An 18,475-nucleotide genomic window follows, 5' to 3' on the forward strand; every position below is an offset into this window, starting at 1 on the left:
TCGGCCACCACGGGTGGATTCGCGGTCGGGCACGCCGACAACATCACGTACTACGCCTCCGTGCCGGAACCGGGGGACGGCCACCGTGCCCCGCGAACGGGCGGCCCCGATCACCGGCTCGGTGCGTACCTGCGAGCCGTCATGTCGGCAGCCGATCAACTTCCTCACCCGGGGCTGGCGCCGGAGCTCGACGCGCCGGCACTGGCCGATGTCTACGTGGCGCGGCGCACCTCGACCCGGTCCGCGCCGGCTCCCGCGGCCGCCGATCAGGTCTTCGCCGGCGACGGGCCGATCCGGGTCCTGCTGGCCGGACCGGGCCACGGCAAGTCGACGCTACTGCGGCAGCACCTGCTGTCCGCCTCTCGGCACCTGCTGACGACGGAGACCGGCCCCGCTCCCTCGGCACTCGCCTTCCCGGTGCTGATCAGGGCGGGCGACCTGGTCGGTGCGCCCCTGCTGGCGCCCGCCCTGGCGCACGCGGTGACCGAGGAGTGCGGTCCCTTCGGGCTTCGCGAGGTGTTGAACGAGGACTTCTTCCGCTGCCCTCCGCGTCTCGGCGCGCGGTGGCTGGTGATGGTCGACGGCCTTGACGAGGTGCCCGACCGGACGGCCCGGCTGTCCCTCCTCGACCGCCTCGTTCGCGAAGCCGGGCAGCCGGACACGCCCTACCTGTTCCTCGTCGCAACCCGCCCCCTGCCCCGCGGCGAACTCGACCGGCTGCCCCGCGCCGCCGACCACTTCACGCTGGAGCCCTTCACGGACGCCGACGTGCGCACTTACGTGCACAAACGTCTGCACGCTCTGCCCGATGCCGACCGTCACGTCCGGGCGTTCCTGCACGGTGTCCGCCGGACCCGATTGGAAGAACTGGCCCGCATCCCGCTGATGACCGCCATGCTGTGCCATCTGTACGAGGCCGATACCGATAGCCCCCTTCCCGACGGCCGGGCCGGAGTCTTCCGGTCCTTCGTCGAACTGCTCTACGAGGAGAACGTCCACAAGGGCGTCAGCGACCTGCACGACCGTGCCATCCACACCCTGGTCAGCCGCTATCAGATCCCAGAGGACCGCCGCACCGCGGAGAAGGCCGCCGAGCTCGCCCGGGAACATCTGCCGCTCCTCATCGATCACCTGGCCCACGAAAGGATCAGCGGGAACCGGGCTCCGGCCACCGCGATCCTCGCCGAGCACCCGCACGCCCGACGACCGGACAAGGTCAAACCGCCGCTGTGGGACGCTCTACTGGCTTCGCTTCTGCGCTCCTGCGGCTTGTTGGCCGGCCAGGGCGGCGACGTCGAGTTCCTGCACCGCACACTCCTGGAGTACCACGCCGCGCGTCACGCCACCCGCGACGCTCAGACCTGCACGCTGCTCTTCGACCGGCTGTTTCCCGCACAGCGGCTGCGCGACAGACTACGCCGGGCGAGCCGACGCACGTCCGGCATTGAGCCCCTGGATCCGCTGGGCCTGGAACCGTCCTACCTGGGCTTCCTCCTCGACGCGTTGCTGGGCTCGGCGGGGCCGCTGGCAAGGGCCACGCTGCGGGCCATGGAGGACCTGTTCGGATCCGCCGAGATCACGGGGTACCACCTGCTCAAGGCGCAGCTCCAGCTCGGCAGCAGCCTCCCGCGTCCGAAGGTCGCACAGTGGCTGACCGCGTTCGCGAACAACCCCGCCGGGGACGATCGCAGTCGTGTGGAGGCCGCCTGGGACCTCGCTGAGCTGGAGGGCCACCTCGATGACGGCGCGCGGCTGCTGACCCGTCTCGCCGGTGACCGCGCGCTGCAACGGGACCACCGCAGTTGGGCCGCCGAGATCCTGGCCGGGCTGGAGGGCCACGAGACGGCCGGGGCCACACTGCTCCTCCAGCTCATTGAGGAGCAGGCACCTCACAACGACCCTGACAACCTTCTTGCCGGCGCCCGGGTACTGGCCCGGTTGCCCGGTCATGGCTTCCTCGGGGTGCAGTTGCTCACCGAGTGCGCCATGGACCCCGAAAGCATGGACTACCTTCGCTGCACGGCAGCCCATTACCTCACTGAGCTGGAGGGGCATCGCGAGTCCGGTGCCGCGCTGCTGCTCAACCTCGCCCAGTACGGGTCCGTCACCGCTGCTCAGTACCTGTCCGAGATGGATCAGCCCCACCGGGAAGACGGAGTTGGCCTGCTCACCGCGTTGGCGGGAACCAGCGCCAGGACTCCGGATGACCGGGCGAGGGCAGCCCTGGCACTGGCCGGGGTGGCCGGTTACCAGGACCGCGCAGTCCGTCTGCTCACCGAGCTGGCCCGGGAGTCGATACCTGGAAGCCACTCCCAACTGACGGCCGCCGAACGGCTTGCCGAGGTAGACGCGGAAGCAGCTGCGGAACTGATTCTGCCCGTCGTGACCGGTCGCAGCGGTCACCCGGACAACCGCCGGCGCGCACTCCAACTCCTGACCCGGTCCACCACCCACCAGGGCGAGGCCGCTCGACCACTTGCCGGTATCGCATCCGACCGGGCGATGGAAGCGCACCACCGCATGGCTGCCGCAGAGGCGCTGGCGGAGGCGGATGGGCACCGCGAAGAAGCGGTCGTCCTGCTCCTCTGCATCGCACGGGACGGGGGCGTCGAACTGTGGGACAGGGTCGCCGCGGTCTCCAGACTGGCCCGGTGGGGAGAAGAACGCTCCGCCGACCTCCTGTGGGCCTTCGCTGAGGATCCCACGACCCCCGTGGACCTCAAGATCACTGCCGCGAGCTCCCTCGCCATGCTCGACGCCCACCGCGCCGCGGGCATGCGGTTCCTGGCCGCGTTGGCCAATGACCCCCGGGCCGGCAAGGCAATTCGGACCAAGGCAGCGACCGCGCTGACCACTCTCGACCTGTACCGGGTCCGTCGATGACACAGGCCCTGATGGAGATCGGCCCGCCGTTCGCAGCAGGTCTCGGCGAGGCCGTCCAACCACGTCACCAAGTCGTCCGCGGCGGCGGTGGGCGGCTCTTTGCAGAGACGTGCTGGCGCTGTGGCCGGCGAGGGGCTGCGCCCGCACGTCCGCTTCGACATGGCCAGTGACATCGGTGGGCCCTTCCTTGATCGGCTCCCGAAGGGCGCGTACCCCTCGAATCGCTGCCCACGCAGGGTCCGGCCGTCAGCAGGGCTCTGGGGCGCAGACCTGTCGCCTTCGCTGACCGCCGGCCATGCGTCTGAGGGCGACAGCACGGGGTAGGCGCCGAAAGACCGCACCACCGGAGGAGGACGAGATGACGGCCCACGAGAAATCCCGGCGTCAACCGCGCACCACCCCGTCCGAGGCCGAGGGGGAGAGTGGCGACCGCGAGGCCCGCCGACAGGCTGACGAAGCCGTCGTCCGGCATCCCGATGGGGGCGACGGCGAAGCCGATGCCGGCGGACACGAGGCCAAGCGGCAGCGCCCGGGCATCGGCCGCGAAGAGCAGGACCGCCCGCACGGTCCGAAGCCGTAGGCGGGCCGGGCCCCAATGCGCCAGAACCAATGAAATGGAGTGGTGGCGGATGCGTACCGTAGCGGCACGGGTGATGGGCGTGGCCACCCTGGGGTACGGCGTGGCGGTCGCCTGCCGACCCGAGGTGCTGGCCCGCCCCTGCGGCCTCGCGGAACAGGGCTCCTCCGCACTGCTGATCCGCGCCCTCGGCGTCCGCGACGCCGTCATCGGCGCGGCCATGGTCGCGGTCCCCGCAGGCGGCGCGCTGCGCACGGCCGTACTGTGCCGGGTCGCCGTCGACGCGGGGGACGCACTGCTCTTCGGTACCTTCCTGCCCCACCGGACCGAGCGCGCCAAGGGTGCCTCGGCTGCGCTGGCCTGGGCGGCCCTCTGCGGCTGGACCCTGACCGGCGGCGGAGGTCCGGCGGCGCCGCTCGTACAGGACGCGGCCAACGTCGCCGTACGCGCCGCCCAGTCCGCCACGCGCGCCGAACTCTGACACACGCGAATGAAGCACCGGGTGCGGGGCAGGCGAGTCCGGACGGGGCAGGAACACCGCCGCGTAGGGCACCAAGGCAGAAGGAGTTGTTTCGCGTGACTGAGCATGTGTGGAGCTACAAGTCGACGGCCGGCCACCTGGCCGGCACCGATCTGACCGGCTACAAGGTCGAGGCCACCGACGGCCACATCGGCAAGGTCGACAAGCACTCCGACGAGGCCGGCGACGCCTACCTGGTCGTGGACACCGGGGTCTGGATCTTCGGCAAGGAGGTCCTGCTCCCGGCGAGCACCGTGACCCGGATCGACCCGGCCGAGCAGCGGGTCTATGTCGACGGAACCAAGGAACAGATCAAGAACTCACCGGAGTTCCACCGCGAGAAGCACCTCGGCGACCCCGAATACCACGCGGAGCTCGGTACTTACTACTCCACCGGCACCGGCGGCCCCTTCGGCGGCCGCATCGTCTGAACGGACGTCACCGACTGACCCGGCGTCTGAATGGGCCCCGACTCAAGGAGTCGGGGCCCATTTCCCGTTCCGGCCAAGGACTGTGCATCTTTCGATGCGCGTAGCAACCGACGGCCCGCTGCCGCTGCCACCCTCCGACTACATGTGGGGCATGCCGTAGTAGCGGGCGAACTCTTCCAGGTAGCTGGGCTCGCCCGAGTGCTTCGTCTCGTCGAACTCGGGTGCGTTCTTGATCTGCTCCTTGGTCCGGTCGACGTAGACCGTCTCGTCGGCGGTGTCGATCCGGCGTATGGTGCCGGCCGGAAGCAGCACGTGCTTGCCGAAGATCCAGACGCCGGTGTCGACGACGAGGTAGGACGCTCCCGCGTCCTCGGAGTGCTTGTCGATCTTGCCGATGTGCCCGTCCGTGGCCTCGACCTTGTAGCCGATCAGATCGTTCCCCGTCCGGTGGCCGGTGTCCTGTCCGTAGCCCCAGATCCCTGCCTCATTCATCGCTCTCGCCTCGCTTCTCCTCACTGTTCCGGCTCTTCGGGCGTGCGCCGCGGCCGCCGTGGGGAGGTACGCCTCCGGCACCGCCTTGCTCGTTCATGACGGCCTCCTCGTCTTGCTCGGAGTCCCTCTGTGGCGGCTGCCCGTCCCCCGCGGCGGGAAACCGGTTCTTCACCGCGCTCCCGGCGTGGTACCGCCGTCGTCACTCCCTGCCCTGGCGCACCGGGTGCCGGTACGGTGACTGCGGCGCGCGGTTGGTCTCCTCCGCCGACGCGTGCGGGTGCTCCGGGATTGGCGCCCGGTCTTCAGGGCAGGAGCGCGACGTGCTGAAGACACTTCTTGTGGCCCCGCTCGGCGCGATGGCGACAGGGAGACCGTGCACGAAGAACGCGCGCGGCCAGAAGCGTGCGGCGCAGGACGGCGGCGCTGTCGAAGTCGATCTCACCGCTCACGCAGACGTGCACCGTGCCGGGCTGGAGTCCGGGGGTCACACCGATCTCGAGCCCGTCGGCCGTGGTATCGAGGCGGTCTTCGTACATGATCCCGACCATGTCTGCCCCCATATGCGCCTGGGGTCGCGCCTTCAACAGCATCATCGGCACCCATCCGACATGCGTCAATAATTGCGCGAAAATGTGTGCGTAAATACAAATTCCGGGCAGGCTTGAGGCATGGGTGATGATGCACGTGACAGAACGCCGTGGACGTTCCTGACCAGCCATGCACGGGTTCTCCTGGCTCTGGCCCGGGACCCGGAAGTACGCCTGCGGGACGTCGCCACGACCTGCATGCTGACCGAGCGATCAGTCCAGTCGATCGTGGCCGACCTCGAAGCCGAGGGCTACCTCACCCGGGTACGCGAAGGCCGCCGCAACCACTACCGGATCACGCCCGGAGCGAAGTTCCGCCACCCCGCTGAAGCCGAACGCGACATCGGAGGCCTCCTCGCCCTCTTCGCCGAGGAGGACACCGCTCACCGCATGCCGGACCGCGGCTGATCCGCCCGCCCGCCGGGCGGCTCCGCCCTCATGACCCAGGAAACGGCCCGGGGTGCCGCGATCTACATGGGGTCCATGGTTCCGCTGCCCGGGCCGTTCTCCTGCTCGCTCTTCTCGCGGATGCGCATGGCCTTGTCCGTCAGCCGCTGCCGCTCCGCGGGATCTGTTGCGCGCTGGGCTGCCTGTTCCAGTTCTTGTGCCTTGTCACGCATCTGCTGGGCACGCTCACTCGGCTGGCTTTCGGTGCTCATGATCAATCCTCGTGTCGGAGGGTACGTTCTCTCCAGCCAAACAGGGCAGAGGCATACGTGCCACCGAAGGCGGGGCGCCGGCACGGGAGCGCGCCCGGCCCTGCCGGCCCTGCACTGGGCAGATCCTCCTCATCCGGCCCGGCGCGCGGAACGCGGGATTCGATTTCTCCGTGGTCTGCGACCCCCCTTCCCCTGGCTCCTGGGCCGACAACGCGTCGGCGTGGGCCCGCGTGGGACCGGCGCCGCCCGCAGCAACGCGCGCTCCCGACGAGCACGCATGAGCGCCCGACCCGCGGGTACACGTGCGGCATGCACGGACAACATGCGCGTCCTACGAGCACTTTGTTCCGTACGGCCCGGCCAGTCGCGGTGCCCGCGGCCGGCGCGGGTCGGCACTCACGCGGGGGAGGGATCCTCCGGCGGCTGCGCCGCAGGATCCTCGCCTATCAGCACATCGAGCTGCTGTCCTCGCATGTCCCGGATGACGTCGGCTCCGGTGAGGAGGTCCTGCTCCTCGTCCATGTCCGGAAGGTTGTCGGCGAAGTCCATTACCGGATGTGCCTTACGTGTGCAGAGGCCGTGATCACCGGTGTCGACATCGACGCGCGCTTCCACGCCACGGGCTTGGACACCAGAGCACTGGCCCATTTGCGAGCGCGGCATCCAGGACTCGCCTGGCACAGCACCCTGAATCTGCGTGGGACACGTGACCTGCTGCGCCGATCGCGCGTCCTCATTGGCTCTGGCCTGTGCACTCACGTGGGTCACTGGGTGGGCGAGCCGTGTACCTGACCCCGTGATCGTCTTCGGGTCGGTGGACGGCTGTGACGGCGCTCAGCCCGTGCCCGCAGGGGTCACCGATGGCGAGCGGGCGGTCTCGGCTCGCCAGGGCTTGGCTAGAGGCTGGACAGCCGGGCCAGTAAGGACTTCAGCTGCCTGACGGGGCGCATCGGGCCCAGGGGAGGAGGGCGCGGCGCACAGCAGGTGTCGCTCAGGTTGCGGCGTGTGCTCCGACGGCCTGCCGGTAGGCCACGTGCCCGCCCAGCGCACCACTGACGGCCACGGCAGCCAGTCCGCCGAGGGACCACAGTCGGCCCTTCGCCGAGCGGCCGCGGAACCGCGCCGTCAGCGACGCCGTGTAGCAGGCCACGGCAGCGACGTTGGAGACCGCGTGTGCCAGGCCGACCCTGGCCTGTTCGGGCGGCAGGTCTGCCCAGTCCGCCCAGCCCGCCATCGCTGCCGGGGCTACCCCAGCCAGTCCTACGGCGGTCAGGGTGGTCGTCGCGCGCTGTGTCCCGGGTACGACGTCGAGTACCGAGGCTGACAGCCAGCATCCGATGGGTACCTGTACCAGCACGGGGTGGAGCGGGTGGCCGAGCGGCCTGCCACGCAGTAGATCGTGCATTCCTCCCAGGGGAAGTGAACGGATTCCCCGCTGGAGCAACCTGATGGCCGGGTCGGCCGCCGTTGTCCGCTCGAGCCGGTCCAGTGTCGTCAGCCACCATGCCGAGGCAGTATCGAGCACTGCGGTCTGCCCGACCGCGGGCGAGGTGACGGGGGTGTGTGAGTCCATACTCGACGCCTACCCGGCCTCGCGCTGCGATCCCGCCTCGGCGCCAACTGCACCCGAACGACCGGGCCATGCACCGCGTGTCGCGGCTGAATGGGAGGGACCGGCGGCATTCCTCGGCGCCCTGCTCGGTCCTATGCGTCCGGTCACCGGCTGGTTGTTGGCGGGCACGATGTTCCTGGCGGCATCGGGGTGCGCCACGGTCGGTGAACGGGCCGAGGCGGCGGCCCGTTCCTTGGAGCGGGCGCTGATGGCCTCCGACGGCGTACGGATGTGTGACGTACTTGCTCCCGCGACGCGGGAGGAGATCGAGGCCGAGGCGCCATGCGGCCGGGCCCTGGCGGCGTTGCGGCTGCCGCCCGCGGCTGGGACGGCGGAACGGGTCGACGTCTACGGGGCCCGGGCAAGGGTGGTTTTCGCACAGGACAGCGTCTTCATGGCGTCCTTCCCGGATGGGTTCGGCCGCCGGGTTCCTGCTCACGCTGGTGGGCCAGGCCATCGCCGGCCACGCGGAGTCCACCGGGCTCCCCGCAAGGCGGATGTCCTCGAGGCCGTGGCACCGCTGCGGGACGCCGCCCTGGGTATGCAGGTGGAGGGCGAATCCACCGGGCACAGGCGTCTCCGTCGTGTCGCTGCCGGCACCCGTAGTCGCCCTTCGGGCGGCGCTCCCGGTTGGCGCACGGCGTAGGCGCATCGCCCATCCGGGTCAATCCTCCGTTCCGGACGAGCTACACGATCGCCTTCCGGGTAGACGGCGTCGGGGTGGCCGGCGCGCCGCCCGGTACGGCGACGCCTAGGAGGCACTGGTGGACGGGATCGTGCTGCTCAAGGAAGACCACAAGACGGTGGAGAAGCTGTTCAAGCAGTTCGAGAAGGCGGGCGACGCCGCGCATGCGGAGAAGCGGAAGATCGCCGACAAGGTGATCGACGAACTCACCACGCACACCTGGATCGAGGAGAAGATCTTCTACCCGGCCGCTCGGGAGGCCGCCCCCGACACCAAGGACCACGTCTTGGAGAGCATCGAGGAGCACCACGTCGTGCTCTGGATGCTCTCCGAGCTCAAGGACCTGGACCCGGCCGACGAACGCTTCGACGCCAAAATGACCGTCCTCATGGAGAACGTCCGCCACCACGTCGAGGAAGAGGAGAAGGAGTGGTTCCCGGACGTCCGCAAGGCGATGGGCCGCAACCGGCTCACCGACCTCGGCGAACAGATGGAGAAGGCGAAGAAGAAGGCTCCGGGTGAGCCCCTTGCCGTCCCCAGCGCCAAGCAGTGAATCCACGGCCGCGACAGTCGACCGCCCGCTCGGCACTGGCCACAGATCCGCCGCAGCTGGGCGAGGACCGGCTGACACTTGTGGACCGGTCCGCTGGGGAGCGCCGCAGGGTCGGCGGAGAACTGCACGAAGGGGAGTTCGGGGTCCCGGAGCCGGTCCCGGTGCTCGGCCTACCGAGGTGGGCGACGCCGGCAAGGCATGCGTGCCGAGCTCCCGCGCGCGCCGCATCCGTGACCTGCGACGGCCGCGCCGAGCGGGTGCCGCTGCCCGTCTTCACCACGCTCGACGGGCAGCGAGTACTCCGGTTCCCCCGAAGTGCCGCCGCCGGCCGCGTTGCCCTCCCGCCCGGCGGTCGGCGAACGTTCACCCTGGTCTACAGGTGGTCGGCAAGCTCCGAAGGCCCCGGGCTCTGCGCTCGGCGGTCCGCCGTACCCGCGGCTCGTGGCTGGCCGGGAGTGCACGCGGGGCACAGACCGCGGTAGGTGACTTCGGCCTCCGACACGGTGAAGCCGAACCTCTCCTCCGCCGGAAGTGCGGCCAGGGGATCGCCGGTCGGGTGGACGTCGCGGATGATGCCGCAGCCGGAGCACACCAGGTGCTGGTGCGGGTGGTGCGCGTTGGGGTCGTAGCGCTTCGCGCGGCCGTGGGTGGAGACCTCCACCACCTCACCGAGCGAGACCAGTTCGCCCAGGGTGTTGTAGACGGTGGCCCGGGAGATCTCGGGCAGGCGCTGTGCCGCGCGGGCGTGTACCTCGTCGGCCGTGAGGTGCACGTGCTCGCCGTCGAGGGCTTCTGCGACGACGCGCCGCTGGGACGTCATGCGCCAGCCGCGCTCTCTCAGCCGTTCCAGCAGGTCGCTCATTTCGGTTCGCCTCTCCAGTGCATGTATGTCGGGACGGTCGTCAATTCCGCTTTCCGATTTCCATATCGGCGGGGGAGATCACGATGATCTGAAGATGTCACCCTTGGAAATTCGGGTGTTTGTTACGTGGTGGTGCCCTGCGTGTTCTCGTAGCGGTGCGGTCTGCGGTGCGCGACCATACGGACGCCGATACGCGCTCGACCATTGACGTCGTCCGTGAGGATATGTTCTCGTCGGCGGCGTGAGTCGCCGTGCTCGACTCGCAAAGCGGACGGCGTCAAGAGCGGGCAGCGCGGCCGGCAGAGGTAGACACCAAGACAGGAAGAAGGGCTGACGTGTCCGGCAGCGAAAGCGAGAACCCGGTAATTCCCTCCCCGGCCCCCGCGCCGACTCGCCCCAGGACGAACCGGGACTGGTGGCCGAACCAGCTGGACCTTCAGGTTCTCCACCAGAATTCTCCCGGGTCCAATCCAATGGGTGAGGATTTCGACTACGCGGCAGAGTTCGCGTCCTTGGACGTCGACGCGCTGAAGCGGGACGTCTTCGAGGTGATGACGGCCTCGCAGGAGTGGTGGCCCGCCGACTACGGCCACTACGGGCCGCTGTTCATCCGGATGAGCTGGCACGCCGCGGGTACGTACCGCATCGCCGACGGCCGCGGCGGGGGCGGCTCCGGCGCGCAGCGCTTCGCACCCCTCAACAGCTGGCCGGACAACGCGAGCCTCGACAAGGCCCGCCGTTTGCTCTGGCCGGTGAAGCAGAAGTACGGTCGGCAGATCTCCTGGGCCGACCTGCTGGTATTCGCCGGCAACTGCGCCATCGAATCCATGGGGTTGAAAACGTTCGGGTTCGGATTCGGGCGGGAGGACATCTGGGAACCGGAGGAGATCTTCTGGGGGTCGGAGGACACCTGGCTCGGAGATGAGCGCTACAGCGGTGACAGGGAACTCACCGGTCCCTTCGGCGCCGTGCAGATGGGGCTGATCTACGTCAATCCCGAGGGGCCCAACGGCAATCCGGATCCGCTGGCCGCCGCCAGGGACATTCGCGAGACGTTCGGGCGCATGGCGATGAATGACGAGGAGACGGCCGCGCTGATCATCGGCGGCCACACGTTCGGCAAATGCCACGGCGCGGTCGGCCCCGAGTACATCGGTCCGGAGCCCGAGGGCTGCCCCATTGAGCAGCAGGCCCTCGGGTGGAGGAATTCGTACGGCACGGGGGCCGGCGTCGACGCGCTCACCAGTGGGCTGGAGGGCGCGTGGACCTCCGAGCCGACGAAGTGGGACAACGGGTACCTGGACAACCTGTTCCGGTACGACTGGGAGCTGACGACGAGTCCGGCCGGTGCCAAGCAGTGGACGCCGACGGATCCCTCGGCCCAGGGCACGGTGCCCGACGCCCACGATCCGTCGAAGCGGCACGCGCCCATGATGCTGACGACGGACCTGTCGATGAAGATGGATCCGGTCTACGGGCCGATCTCGAAGGGCTTCCACGAGAACCCGGACAGGCTCGCGGACGCGTTCGCCAAGGCCTGGTACAAGCTGCTGCACCGCGACATGGGGCCCCTCTCCCGCTACCTCGGTCCGTGGATCCCCGCGCCGCAGCTGTGGCAGGACCCCGTTCCCGAGGTCGATCACACGCTGGTCGGCGACGCGGAGATCGCCGACCTCAAGGTCCGAATCCTCGCGACGGGACTCTCCGTCCCCCAACTCGTCACCACCGCCTGGGCGTCGGCGGCGAGCTTCCGCGGCACAGACATGCGCGGCGGGGCGAACGGGGCGCGGATCCGGCTCGCGCCGCAGAAGGACTGGGAGGTCAACGACCTGCCCGAGGTGGCTGAGGTGCTCCAGGCCCTCGAGCGAATCCAGCAGGACTTCAATGCTTCCCAGACTGCTGGGACGAAGGTCTCGCTCGCCGACCTGATCGTGCTGGGCGGGTGTGCGGCTGTCGAGAGGGCCGCGAAGAACGCCGGGCATGCCATTGCGGTCCCGTTCGCACCGGGGCGCACGGATGCCTCGCAGGACCAGACCGACGTGGAGTCGTTCGCCGTGCTCGAACCCAGGGCGGACGGGTTTCGCAACTACCTCCGGTCGGGAGAGAAGCTCTCGCCTGAGACCCTCCTGCTGGACCGTGCCAGCCTGTTGACCCTGACCGCACCCGAGATGACGGTGCTGACCGGTGGCATGCGGGCCTTGAACACCGGCTTCGGTGGGTCCCCGCACGGGGTTCTGACTGACCGGCCGGAGATGCTGACCAACGACTTCTTCGTCAACCTGCTCGACATGGGTACCGAGTGGAAGGCGTCGGCCTCCGCCGAGAACGTCTTCGAAGGCCGCCACGTCGCGACGGGCGAGGTCAAGTGGACGGCCACCGCCGTCGACCTCGTCTTCGGTTCACACTCCCAGCTCCGGGCCATCGCGGAGGTTTACGCGTCGAAGGACGCGGGAGAGAAGTTCGTGCGGGACTTCGTGGGGGCGTGGGACAAGGTGATGAACCTCGACCGGTTCGACCTCGCCTGACCCCGAGGCACTGGCCGGCCGCTCACCGGTCGGCCAGGACGCCCCGGCATCGGTGGGTCCCGGGACGCGCGAACATCCCGTACGGGCATCACCCGGTCGAGCTCTCCGTGATCGGGTGCGGATCTCCTCGTTCGATCCGGGAAGGTCCTGCTGCCGGCCGCCGAAACGGCGGGCGGGCGTAGCGGGCAAGAGGATCGTATGCGCTTCCGCGCGGGGTTCCGGGAGGGACGGCATGTGTCTCTTCCGGTCTCCGTGGCGGGGGATCAACTCGCCGGGTACGGGGCTGCCTTGAGGCAGCGGGCGAGGTGGGCGGTATGGGCGGCGAGGGTGAAGCCGACGTCGTTCAGGCCCTGGAAAAGATCGGCGCTGACCTTGTGGGCGCCGTCCTCGTTGCCGACCACGCAGACCGCGGCGGCTTTGCCGTAGGTGAGTGGTTGACGAGTCCGTACCGGGCGGAGGCGTCTGACTGGTTCTCAGACCCGGTCGGCATCGCCAGCAGTGCGCGGTTGGCCAGTAGTCGCCGGCTGCCAGATAGCGGAAGGAGTGCGTGGTCTTGGCCGGCAGCGTCACGGTGACCGCCCTCTTGCCGTCCTTGCGTGGCGTGAGGGTGTGAGCGCCAGGCTGCCACTCGTTGAGGTCCCCGACCACGCTGACCGGCCCTGGTGGGGTGTCGGCGGGAAGGATGAAGGTGACCTCGGTTGTGTCCTTGCGAAGCGAAGCGTGCGCTCGAGCATGACGGGGCTCCTGCCGGTCGGGGTGAAGGGGCTGTGCGGCCCCATCCTCACGCCGGGGAGGCGTGTGCGCCTGCCGACACCATAGGTTGGGGCCGCGAGCCACTCGTCACGCATGGTGAGCCAAATGGTGCGGTTGGTGATGCTTCGTGCCAGCGTTGTCGTGGCAATCACCCTGCTCTGCCACCCACGGCGACGTTCGGTCGCCGGTCGATACCCTTGAGTACGCCCATCCCGGAGGCACGCGCCGGGGCGCGAGTACCGGAGACGCAGGCGCTGTGACGTTCGGGCCGGTGGTCACGTGCTGAACAGGCGGTCGAAGAAGGACCGGTACGGGCGCAAGGCCAGGCGAAGGACTTCTGTGGAGACCTCCTCGCCGCGGAAGAGGGTCATGTCGTGATTCCTCGGTTCCCGGGGGCGCCCGCCGGAAGGTGCGGCAGTACGGACGTGACGGGTGCGATCTACGCGTCCTCGGGCGGTGGCTATTCGGACCGCGCCGTCATGCCGCGAAGCCACTGAGAGCAGACCTCTGGCGCGTGCCATGCTCGTCATCCTCGGACTCGTCCTCCTACTTGCCGCGATGTTCGTTGGGGTGGGCGAGGGCCCGACCCGGACGGCGCGCGCCGAAGGGACACGGGCTCAGGCCGGGTGCCCGGGCGAGAGGTCCTTGACGTCACTGAACTGGATGAGCGGCGGCCTTGCGGGTCCGGGCGGGCTCTGCGCGACGGGCACGAGCAGGAAGCCGAGGTGGTCTCCGCCTGCGCCTTCGATGAGGCCTTCCACACGGCCAACGAACCAAGCGCAGCAGTCGGTGAGTACCGGTGTCGCGCCTTCTCCAGGCCACCAGGCCACCTGGGCGAATTTGTCGACGTCGTCGCCGGTCTGCCCGCCGAACAGCGCTGCGGTCCGTCTCTGCTCACGTCGCAGGGTGTGCACGGCCAGGTGGGAGGCGCGGCGTGCGATGCGGTACGTGCGGTTGGCCGTGGAGATCCACACCACGAAACGGGGCGGGTCGATCGAGCTCTGCGTGGCAAATCCCACCAGGCAGCCGGCTCGCTCGCCATCGGCCGCCGCCGTCACGACGTACATCGGGTAATCGAGTGATTCGGTGAAGCCGTCCAGTCCGGCCACGATCAGCTCCTCGGGTGTGGAGGCGGCAGGGGGCTCCGGAGGGAGGAGTGGCCCGACCTCCAGGGCTCGCTGTCAGATGCACTCGGCACGGATGACCACCACAGCGGATCGACTGGAAGGCGGCTGCCCAGGATCGGGATCCCTATCCCCGGATCCGCCGATCGTCTCCGGACCAGGCGGAATGAGGTGCCGTTTCGAGCTCCGCTGACTACGTCTCGCTCGTCTTGGGTCGACCAATAGTCACCAGCGGCCTGAGGGGGTCGCCCGGGTGCGTGGGATGAGTGAGGGAACGCTCCTCGCCCAGTGGGAGAGGCCTGCAGGGGGAGCGAGCTCGCCTTCCGCTCGTCTTGGCGAAGGAATAGCGGCAGTCTGGGATACATGGTGCGAATCGGATACACGATGATGACCGAGCAGGCTGGGCCCCGCGAACTGGTCACCCATGTGGTGGGGGCGGAGCGGGCGGGCTTCGATTTCTCCGTCATCTCGGACCACTCCTTCCCCTGGCTGGAGTCGCAAGGACACGCGCCCTATGCCTGGAGCGTCCTGGGTGCGGCGGCGCAGGCCACGTCCAGTATCCCGCTCATGACATGTGTGACCTGCCCAACCTTCCGCTACCAGCCAGCGGTGATCGCGCAGAAGGCCGCGACCATGCAACTCCTGTCCCAGGGGCGTTTCCGGCTCGGCCTGGGCTCAGGCGAGAACCTCAAGTGGGAGGCGCCCAGCAGGAGCCCTTCCTCGACTGGGCGCAGGCCGAGCCACTGCCCGCCCTGCGGGAACTGTGAGGAGCGGACACCATGAACCGTGCCGCACTCTTCGACGTCGACGGTACCCTCACCGACACCAACTACCTCCATGTGACGGCCTGGTGGGAGGCCCTGCGCCAGGCCGGGCACCAAGTCCCGATGCACGCCATCCATCGAGCCATCGGCCTGCCCGGCGAAGACCTGCTCGGCCACCTCCTGGACAGCGACCGCGACCAGGCGGAGGATGCCCGGCTCAGTGCCGCGCACGACACCCTCTACGCCACCAGCTTCGACCGGCTTCCCGCCCTCGCTTCGGCCGCCGATCTGCTGCGCACGCTCGCCGATGCCGATTGGCAGGTCGTCCTCGTCACCTCCGCCAAGGACAGCGAACTCGACGCCCTTCGCCGGGCCATCGATGCCGACGATGCCATCGCCAAGACCAGTTCCTCCGATGACGTGGAGGAAGGCAAACCCGCACCGGAGCCCGTGCAGCATGCTCTTCAACTCGTCCACGTGCCGCCCGAGCGGGCCGTGTTCGTCGGCGACACCGTGTGGGACATGAAAGCGGCCACCCGGGCCCATGTGACCTGTGTCGGCCTGCTCTGCGGCGGCATCCCGCAGGCCGACCTGGAAGACGCCGGGGCCGCCGCGGTGTACCGCGATCCCGCGGATCTGCTCGCCAACCTCAGCCGCAGCCCGTTCGCCGCTGTAGCGGGCGCAGCGTCGTCAGCGGGGCGCCGCCGGGACATGACGGATCGGTGAGCCGGACGTCGCTGACGTTGCCGACCCCGCACTTGCGGGGCGCCCACTTGGCCGGGAGCGACGGGTCCTGGGGGGAGTGACGGGTCGTCCATCAGCGGTTCCTCCGTTCGGCTTCAATGATCCGGAAGCGGTAGGACTCGTCGTGCCCCGGGCCATGAAATTCGCCGTAGCCGTCCACCCTCTGGTCACCGTCCTGGCCGTCCTGATCGGTGGCGCTCTGCTCGGCATCATCGGCGCCTGGTCGCCATCCCCGTGGCCGCCGGCCGCGACGGACGGCCCTGACGCCTCGAACGTCAGGGCCGTCCGCGTTGCCCGCGCCCGTGCAGGCCGAACCTTCCGGCTCCGGCCCGCACGAGAGCCGCAGAGCGCAGTGGAAGCGGCGGTCTTCCCGGATGCCGGGCGGCGCCCCTCGCTGGGCGGGCGATCCAAGCCCCCTCGTTGGACGATCAGACGCTGGTGGGGAACCTGCTCCAGGCGCGGTGCTCTGCCAGGGCTTGCGTGATGGCTTTGAGGGCTGCGCCGGCGGTGGCGGTGAAGGCGATGCCCGGTTCGTCATCCTGGATGCCGACGGCTTCGAGGATTCGGGAGAAGTCGTTCCAGCCGCCGATGGCCTTGCCGTGGCGGTAGGCCTCGGCCAGCAGCAACAGGACCCGGGGGTCCGGGCTGCCGGGCTCGGGTGCACCGGCTTTGGCGTCGCGTGCGCCGCCGCGGGCGTCGTCGGCCGTCTGGGGTGTTCCGGCGAACAGGAGGGCGTCGAACTCGATGGAACGGGCGGTGGTGAAGGTCCGCTGGACCGCCACCGGATTCTTCGCGGGTCCCAGTGCACCGCCGGTGGGGGCGATGACGAGGGGAACCATTCCGGCCTTCAGCACGGCGTCCCGCACTCTCCGCACGCCCCTCAGGTCGGAGTCGCGGTCGGCGACGATGCCGATGATCCGACTCTCCACCGGCCAGGTGCGACCGAGCTGGGACAGGGCGGGGCTGGGGTCGGGATCCGCGAGCGGCACCGTAGCGGCCGGGACGGGGAGCCCGAGTCCGGTGGCCACTTCCTCGCAGAGCTGCGGGTCAATGTTGGCGAGAACGGCAAGGACGCGCTCCTTGACGGTCTGGTCGAGGCACTTGCTCAGTTCGAAGGTGTAGGCGGCGATGATGTGTTCGCGCTCGACCGCAGTCATGCTGAGCCAGAAGAGGCGGGGCTGGGTGAAGTGGTCTGCGAACGAGGCGGGGGCTTCGCGGATCTTCCGCGTGGCGGGGAGTGCGCGGGGTGCTTCGATGAAGGCGCCCGTGTCGGCTCCCGCGAGGAACGGGCAGCCGGCGTCGAGGCTGTTGGGCCGGTACGGGGCGACGCCGGTGTGGACGGCGCTCTGGTGCATGCCGTCGCGGAGCATGTCGTTGACGGGGGCGTGTGGCCGGTTGATCGGGATCTGACCGAAGTTCGGGCCGCCGAGGCGGCTGATCTGCGTGTCGAGGTAGGAGAAGAGCCGTCCCGCCAGCAGGGGATCATCGGTGACGTCGATGCCGGGTACGAGATGGCCGGGGTGGAAGGCGACCTGCTCGGTCTCGGCGAAGTAGTTGGCCGGGTTGGCCGTCAGCGTCATCAGTCCGATGGGCTGAACGGGAGCGAGCTCCTCGGGCACGATCTTGGTGGGGTCGAGGAGGTCGATCCCCTCGAAGGTCTGCTCCGGGGTGTCGGGGAACGTCTGGATGCCGAGCTCCCACTGGGGGAAGGCGCCCGCCTCGATCGCGTCGGCTAGATCTCTGCGGTGGAAGTCGGGGTCCATCCCGTTCGTGACCTGGGCTTCCTCCCAGACCAGCGAGTGGGTGCCGAGCTTCGGTTTCCAGTGGAACTTCACCAGTGTGGTCGCGCCCTTGGCGTTGACCAGGCAGAAGGTGTGGATGCCGAATCCCTCCATCATCCGGAAGGACCGCGGGATGGCCCGGTCGGACATGTTCCAGAGGGTGTGGTGCGTGGCCTCGGTGTGCAGGGAGACGAAGTCCCAGAACGTGTCGTGGGCGCTCTGAGCTTGGGGAATCTCCCGGTCGGGGTGGGGCTTCCCGGCGTGGATGACGTCGGGGAACTTGAGGGCGTCCTGGATGAAGAACACGGGGATGTTGTTGCCGACCAGGTCGAAGGTTCCCTCGCCGGTGTAGAACTTCGTGGCGAACCCGCGCGTGTCACGCACCGTGTCGGCCGAGCCCCGTGACCCGAGGACGGTGGAGAACCTGACGAACACCGGTGTCTCGACGCCCTTCGCCAGGAACGCCGCCTTGGTGACCTTTGCCGAGGTGCCGTAGCCCTGGAAGACCCCGTGGGCGCCAGCCCCCCGGGCGTGGACCACCCGCTCGGGGATGCGTTCGTGGTCGAAGTGGGTGATCTTCTCCCGCAGATGGTGGTCCTGGAGCAGAATCGGTCCCCGCGCACCGGCCTTCAGCGAATGGTCACTGTCGTAGAGCCGGGCCCCCTGCCCGGTCGTCAAGTAGGCCCCGCCCTGCGCCACCGCCGTCGGGGGCGCGCCTGTGGGCTGACCGGTCGGGCCGAGCGTGCCCGGGCCGCCCTGGTCAGGTTTTAGGGGCAGAGGCCCCCGCGGCCGGGGCGACTCGGTCGCCTTCGGCGGCTTCTGTGCGGGCCTGCTGGGGACACCGTCGGGCTTGCTCCGCTTTCCGGGCTTGTCTTTGGCCGCGGCCTTCGTCGCCTTCTTCTGGACCATTCCTGGTGTCTCCT

The 18,475-nt window shown here is 69.2% G+C and carries 15 protein-coding genes and 3 pseudogenes; 9 read left to right on the top strand and 9 right to left on the bottom strand.

From position 1 onward, the window contains the following. The first annotated feature begins 141 nt into the window (after positions 1-141). The 4 genes from ACFYM0_RS02460 (at position 142) to ACFYM0_RS02475 (ending at position 4,411) form a co-directional block, all read left to right on the top strand. Positions 142-2,883, top strand: a complete 2,742-nt coding sequence (locus tag ACFYM0_RS02460; protein ID WP_388495746.1) for an NACHT domain-containing protein — start codon at positions 142-144, stop codon at positions 2,881-2,883. A gap of 358 nt (positions 2,884-3,241) precedes the next feature. Next, positions 3,242-3,463, top strand: a complete 222-nt coding sequence (locus ACFYM0_RS02465; RefSeq protein ID WP_388495748.1) for a hypothetical protein — start codon at positions 3,242-3,244, stop codon at positions 3,461-3,463. A gap of 49 nt (positions 3,464-3,512) precedes the next feature. Continuing rightward, positions 3,513-3,941: a hypothetical protein gene (locus ACFYM0_RS02470; protein WP_388495750.1), complete on the top strand. Its 429-nt coding sequence runs from the start codon at positions 3,513-3,515 to the stop codon at positions 3,939-3,941. A 95-nt stretch (positions 3,942-4,036) separates the two neighbouring features. Then, positions 4,037-4,411, top strand: a complete 375-nt coding sequence (locus ACFYM0_RS02475; protein WP_388495752.1) for a PRC-barrel domain-containing protein — start codon at positions 4,037-4,039, stop codon at positions 4,409-4,411. 138 nt (positions 4,412-4,549) lie between these two features. On the opposite strand, the gene ACFYM0_RS02480 is transcribed toward ACFYM0_RS02475, so the two are convergent. After that, the gene (locus ACFYM0_RS02480) at positions 4,550-4,903 is read right to left on the bottom strand and encodes a PRC-barrel domain-containing protein (RefSeq protein WP_388495754.1); all 354 of its coding nucleotides are present in this window, start codon (positions 4,901-4,903) and stop codon (positions 4,550-4,552) included. Positions 4,904-5,205: 302 nt separating this feature from the next. Then, a complete protein-coding gene (locus tag ACFYM0_RS02485) occupies positions 5,206-5,622 on the bottom strand; it encodes a hypothetical protein (protein ID WP_388495853.1) in 417 nt (138 codons plus the stop codon). On the opposite strand from ACFYM0_RS02485, the gene ACFYM0_RS02490 reads away from it, so the two are divergent. Further along, a complete protein-coding gene (locus tag ACFYM0_RS02490) occupies positions 5,572-5,898 on the top strand; it encodes a helix-turn-helix transcriptional regulator (protein WP_388495755.1) in 327 nt (108 codons plus the stop codon). The genes ACFYM0_RS02485 and ACFYM0_RS02490 overlap by 51 nt on opposite strands. Before the next feature lie 62 nt (positions 5,899-5,960). Here the strand turns inward: ACFYM0_RS02490 and ACFYM0_RS02495 are convergent, their stop codons facing one another. The 3 genes from ACFYM0_RS02495 to ACFYM0_RS02505 all read right to left on the bottom strand — a co-directional run bounded on the left by ACFYM0_RS02495 (position 5,961) and on the right by ACFYM0_RS02505 (position 7,554). Then, positions 5,961-6,149, bottom strand: coding sequence for a DUF6381 family protein (locus tag ACFYM0_RS02495; protein WP_254386461.1), 189 nt, complete (start codon positions 6,147-6,149; stop codon positions 5,961-5,963). Between the two features lie 396 nt (positions 6,150-6,545). Beyond that, complete coding sequence (locus tag ACFYM0_RS02500; RefSeq protein ID WP_388495758.1) at positions 6,546-6,698, bottom strand: hypothetical protein; 153 nt, start codon at positions 6,696-6,698, stop codon at positions 6,546-6,548. 442 nt (positions 6,699-7,140) lie between these two features. Next, positions 7,141-7,554: a DUF2231 domain-containing protein gene (locus ACFYM0_RS02505; protein ID WP_388495760.1), complete on the bottom strand. Its 414-nt coding sequence runs from the start codon at positions 7,552-7,554 to the stop codon at positions 7,141-7,143. Between the two features lie 971 nt (positions 7,555-8,525). Between ACFYM0_RS02505 and ACFYM0_RS02510 the strand changes: the two genes are divergently transcribed. Then, on the top strand, positions 8,526-8,999 hold the full coding sequence (locus tag ACFYM0_RS02510; protein WP_388495762.1) for a hemerythrin domain-containing protein: 474 nt from the start codon (positions 8,526-8,528) through the stop codon (positions 8,997-8,999). 457 nt (positions 9,000-9,456) lie between these two features. On the opposite strand, the pseudogene ACFYM0_RS02515 reads toward ACFYM0_RS02510, so the two are convergent. Next, positions 9,457-9,861: pseudogene (locus ACFYM0_RS02515) on the bottom strand (Fur family transcriptional regulator); the annotation flags it as partial. Positions 9,862-10,196: 335 nt separating this feature from the next. On the opposite strand from ACFYM0_RS02515, the gene katG reads away from it, so the two are divergent. Continuing rightward, positions 10,197-12,386, top strand: a complete 2,190-nt coding sequence (gene katG, locus ACFYM0_RS02520; protein WP_388495764.1) for a catalase/peroxidase HPI — start codon at positions 10,197-10,199, stop codon at positions 12,384-12,386. Between the two features lie 263 nt (positions 12,387-12,649). Here katG and ACFYM0_RS02525 read toward each other — a convergent pair. Beyond that, positions 12,650-12,817: pseudogene (locus ACFYM0_RS02525) on the bottom strand (NADPH-dependent oxidoreductase); the annotation flags it as partial. Between the two features lie 939 nt (positions 12,818-13,756). Continuing rightward, positions 13,757-14,248, bottom strand: a complete 492-nt coding sequence (locus tag ACFYM0_RS02530) for a flavin reductase family protein (protein WP_388495766.1) — start codon at positions 14,246-14,248, stop codon at positions 13,757-13,759. Between the two features lie 378 nt (positions 14,249-14,626). On the opposite strand from ACFYM0_RS02530, the pseudogene ACFYM0_RS02535 reads away from it, so the two are divergent. Beyond that, positions 14,627-14,953 (top strand): annotated as a pseudogene (locus ACFYM0_RS02535) (LLM class flavin-dependent oxidoreductase); the annotation flags it as partial. Between the two features lie 89 nt (positions 14,954-15,042). Next, positions 15,043-15,753 carry an HAD family hydrolase gene (locus ACFYM0_RS02540; RefSeq protein WP_388495768.1) on the top strand — a complete coding sequence of 237 codons (711 nt, stop codon included), beginning with the start codon at positions 15,043-15,045 and terminating at the stop codon, positions 15,751-15,753. Positions 15,754-16,199: 446 nt separating this feature from the next. Here the strand turns inward: ACFYM0_RS02540 and ACFYM0_RS02545 are convergent, their stop codons facing one another. Next, entirely contained in the window at positions 16,200-18,461 is a 2,262-nt protein-coding gene (locus tag ACFYM0_RS02545; protein ID WP_388495847.1) for a catalase, read from the bottom strand. Positions 18,462-18,475 lie beyond the last annotated feature (14 nt).

Source organism: Streptomyces sp. NPDC006487 (genome assembly GCF_042870555.1).
Lineage (GTDB): Bacteria > Actinomycetota > Actinomycetes > Streptomycetales > Streptomycetaceae > Streptomyces.